Source organism: Deltaproteobacteria bacterium (assembly GCA_016223005.1).
Classification (GTDB): Bacteria; Desulfobacterota; GWC2-55-46; order UBA9637; family GWC2-42-11; genus JACRPW01.
Genome location: JACRPW010000027.1, coordinates 1 through 3,572 on the forward strand (window position 1 = coordinate 1; position 3,572 = coordinate 3,572).

At 38.9% G+C, this 3,572-nt stretch carries 6 protein-coding genes; all 6 read right to left on the reverse strand.

From position 1 onward, the window contains the following. Positions 1–292: 292 nt before the first annotated feature. The 6 genes from HZC45_03180 to HZC45_03205 all read right to left on the reverse strand — a co-directional run bounded on the left by HZC45_03180 (position 293) and on the right by HZC45_03205 (position 3,285). Entirely contained in the window at positions 293–691 is a 399-nt protein-coding gene (locus HZC45_03180; protein MBI5682160.1) for a type II toxin-antitoxin system VapC family toxin, read from the reverse strand. Then, a complete protein-coding gene (locus HZC45_03185; GenBank protein MBI5682161.1) occupies positions 688–945 on the reverse strand; it encodes a hypothetical protein in 258 nt (85 codons plus the stop codon). The genes HZC45_03180 and HZC45_03185 overlap by 4 nt, the downstream gene beginning before the upstream one ends. A gap of 332 nt (positions 946–1,277) precedes the next feature. After that, positions 1,278–2,339: an IS5 family transposase gene (locus HZC45_03190; GenBank protein ID MBI5682162.1), complete on the reverse strand. Its 1,062-nt coding sequence runs from the start codon at positions 2,337–2,339 to the stop codon at positions 1,278–1,280. Between the two features lie 62 nt (positions 2,340–2,401). Then, positions 2,402–2,551, reverse strand: coding sequence for a hypothetical protein (locus HZC45_03195; protein MBI5682163.1), 150 nt, complete (start codon positions 2,549–2,551; stop codon positions 2,402–2,404). Positions 2,552–2,681: 130 nt separating this feature from the next. Beyond that, positions 2,682–3,068, reverse strand: coding sequence for a retropepsin-like domain-containing protein (locus HZC45_03200; GenBank protein ID MBI5682164.1), 387 nt, complete (start codon positions 3,066–3,068; stop codon positions 2,682–2,684). After that, positions 3,055–3,285, reverse strand: a complete 231-nt coding sequence (locus tag HZC45_03205; GenBank protein ID MBI5682165.1) for a hypothetical protein — start codon at positions 3,283–3,285, stop codon at positions 3,055–3,057. The genes HZC45_03200 and HZC45_03205 overlap by 14 nt, the downstream gene beginning before the upstream one ends. Between the last annotated feature and the right edge of the window lie 287 nt (positions 3,286–3,572).

The window sequence follows — 3,572 nt, forward strand, 5'->3', positions numbered from 1 at the left end:
TATTTACTTTTAATTGTCAAATTATTTCAATGGGTTGCCTTTGATAACCTGCTCTTTTTCTATCCCAGATTTAAATGTCGTCTTCATTCTGATTTGATTGCTCCCTACTGTTTATTTATCAATTTCCTAAAATCCCACAAAATTGCGGAGTTATACAAAGGTCTCGTCTTTAATCTTGACATTTTTCCCCCCGTATTATTTCTGTCTCATCTCCTCTCAAGAAAGCTTTCTATCTTATCATATATCTCCCTTTGGAAAAAGGGGACGCAACCCTTTAACCCATCAGAAGTATTCAGATTAACCAGTTTTCTAACTTCAAATCTTCTATCCGCTCAAAATGAATTGTATTATTTGTGATCAAAATGCAATCGTTGGATACGGCTACCGAGGCTATCAGAATGTCGAAATCATCGACCATGTTACCCTTTGCTCTGAGGTCTGCCTTGATTTTTCCAAACAGTCTTGCAGATTCATCACTCTCAGACAATATTGCCAGGTTTCTCTTGAAGACCTCTATGCGGTGCAGATTTGCATCAACTCTTTTTGAATTATAGGCGCCGAAATATAGCTCGGCCAATACGCTATACGACAATGCCAATGAATATGCCCCAACTTCTTGAACCTTCTTCATCAATTGTTGATTGCCGTTCAAAAGATAAATAGATATATTAGTGTCCAAAAGATACTTCAAAATATCTTCTCCGCCCTGTTGGTAGATTTCCTGCTTGAATAAATATCCCTTATCTGCTCTTCAATTGACCTGTCATCTTCCCAGGTGCCACATACTGAGAGGAGTTCTTCAGTTATTTTTTTCTCATCAAATTCAGATGTTATAATCTCGCTTCTCATGAAATGGATTATCCTGGCCAGTTTTCCCTGTGCTGATGCAGGTAATGCCTGCATGTCTCTAAGCACCTCTTCTTCATAGACCGTTTTAGTATGCATAAAACCTCCTATTTTTACTTCGGGTATTGTCAAACAACATAAGTACTTTAAAAGGGGACAGGCTGCTTTTCCTCATCCTCTCTTTGGGAAATACCGGTAAATGTCTTTTCTGTGTAGAAATCGCACGATGAGACCTTTGAATTTCTCACTATTCAGTTTATTCCCTTGTTAATTTATCTGATTTTTTTAAATCAGTCGTGTTTTAATCAAATATTAAGGGCTTTTCTTCATATCCTTGTGTTTTAAGTGTTTTAAATCTGCTATTTTATCCCTTCATTATGGCTTTTTTATCTCTTTTTGTTATCCAGATAAACTACTCCCTTGTCCTCTCTTTAAACTGCACCAATGAGCCTCCACCCACGAAATATATTGTATGCCATCTGCCTAAACATCGCATCTATCGCATTCTTTATCAGTTGCGTAAATCTAGCCCTCCATGCCCTGTTATGTAAATGACTTAATCCAAAATACTGCTCCACTATATACCTCTTCTTTGATATTTCCTTGTTCCTGTCTTTTTCGCTTTCTGTCAGTTTCGCTGTCTTTGTGTCTTTCCTCATTATGCCGTCTTCTATATTGTTCATATTTAAAAACTCCCTGTTGGGCTTCCCATGATACCCTTTGTCGGCATATACCTTCTTTATCTTATCCTTTGTATGATAACTCGCTAAGACACAATACGGCAGATATATGCTGTCATTTGCCGATGCAGGGCTTATTTCTGTTGCTAATATAAATCCATTGTCTGTATCCACTGAGGCATGCTCTTTTAACCCATAGTGCGGTTTGTCGTTCTTTATTGTCCAGTCACTCTCTATGTCCCTTTGAAATTTTACAATCTTGCCGTCTTTATCTATCTTCCCTTCGGGTGTCTGTCTCCTGTCTTGCTCTTTTCTTATCTCTTCTTTGCTTATAGGATGGCTTGCTGATTCTATTAGCCTCGCATCTACTGCTATCCCCTCATTTATGCTCAAACCCTTCTTGCTGAATTGCCTTAATACCTCATTGTTTATCTTCTGCATGGCTTTCTTGGATAATCTCCCCCTAAACCTAGAAAATGTAGAATGGTCTGGTGATGCTATGTCAAATGATATGCCTAAAAACTTCTTAAATGATATCCTGTCGTTTATCTGGTTCTCTAATTCAGGGTCTGAATCTATATGATACCATGTCTGTAATAATATCCCTCTTAACAGCATCATCGGTGGATATGCATCTGCTCCTTCTTTGCTGCTTCCTACTGGGTAATATCTTAAAAGCAGTTCTTCAACCTTACCCCACTCTATAACTGTATTTATTCTTTCTAACATCTTTAAACTACGGTTATTTTGCATTGCCTTTGCTAATGATACCTCTGCAAATGTCATGTTGTTTTCTATCTGTTTATATCCCATTTTTCTACCCCCCTTTTAAGGTGTATTTTAGGGAATATTATAATAGGATTATGTGTGATTTGTCAAGTGATTTCAATGGCTTGCCTTTGAAAATCTCCTTTTCTCTCCATCCAGAATATCTTCTTTAAACCTTCCTTTTTATATCGCCAATCAGCTCCCTCATTTCCGTTTCTTCCACTGCTTCCATTGGCTATTTTCCTCAAATCTTCCATCTTTTCCCTATATCCCTAAATATAGGGGTTGTGCAAAGGTCTCACGATTTATTAGGGACACATCCCAATTTCCGCACCGGCTCAACAAGCCAGAAGCTCGAAAACCAACAAGCTGATCGCTGACAAGCCTCTACCTGACAACTATCTCCCCGCTTTTAGTCCTTATCTCCACTTCAAAGCCGCTCAAAAAATCCATTCCTAAAAGCCCGTCGACATAGACCCCGATCGGCAGCGTATGCCCCAGAACGCTGAAGTCTTTCATAGTCTTTCCAAAACAACTAAAGCTATCAACTTGGACAACCGGAACTATCTCATATCCGCTTCCTGTAATTATTCGCTGTCTCTTTGCAGCAGTTGCCGGACTGGAACCAATGGCCTCCAACATCTCCTGGGACAAGATTGTATACGCGGAACCTGTGTCTATCAGTAGTTTTGGGTATGCCTTGCCGTTTTCTCCCTCTACAAAAGACCTTGTCATCAGCAGCCGACCATGTTTTTCCAGCTTATAAATCTTCACAATTCAACACCACGGCAAGGTCTCCCGGAATCTCACCGGTGTATTCTATATACAGGCTTTTACCTTTCACTTTTGCAAGCTGTTCGTATATTTCGGACTTATCCCTTGAGTGGGTAATTACTTCCCCCTCCTGCAATTTGAAGTCTTTATCAACCTTCTTTGCCTCTATCAATACCCATTCATTTTTGAATTTCTTTACAATCTCTTTCCACTTCATGGCTAACCTCCTACTTTACGGAAAACGAAATAATCGGGGAAAATAGGGGGAAAATAGGGACACCCAGGCTGTCCCAAAATGTTTTTTCCAGTCCAATATTATTCCCATAGAATGTCCATCAGTTCATTATAAAAGTCTCGGATTTTTACATATAACATAGTTCTCTCACGATTTAAGGGACAAAACATATATCTATACCCCTATAGGACACAATGTTGGGCTATGGTCTAATTCGGTTATATATCTTGCTATCTTTCTTAGGTTATGTGCAATGCACATTATCAAGA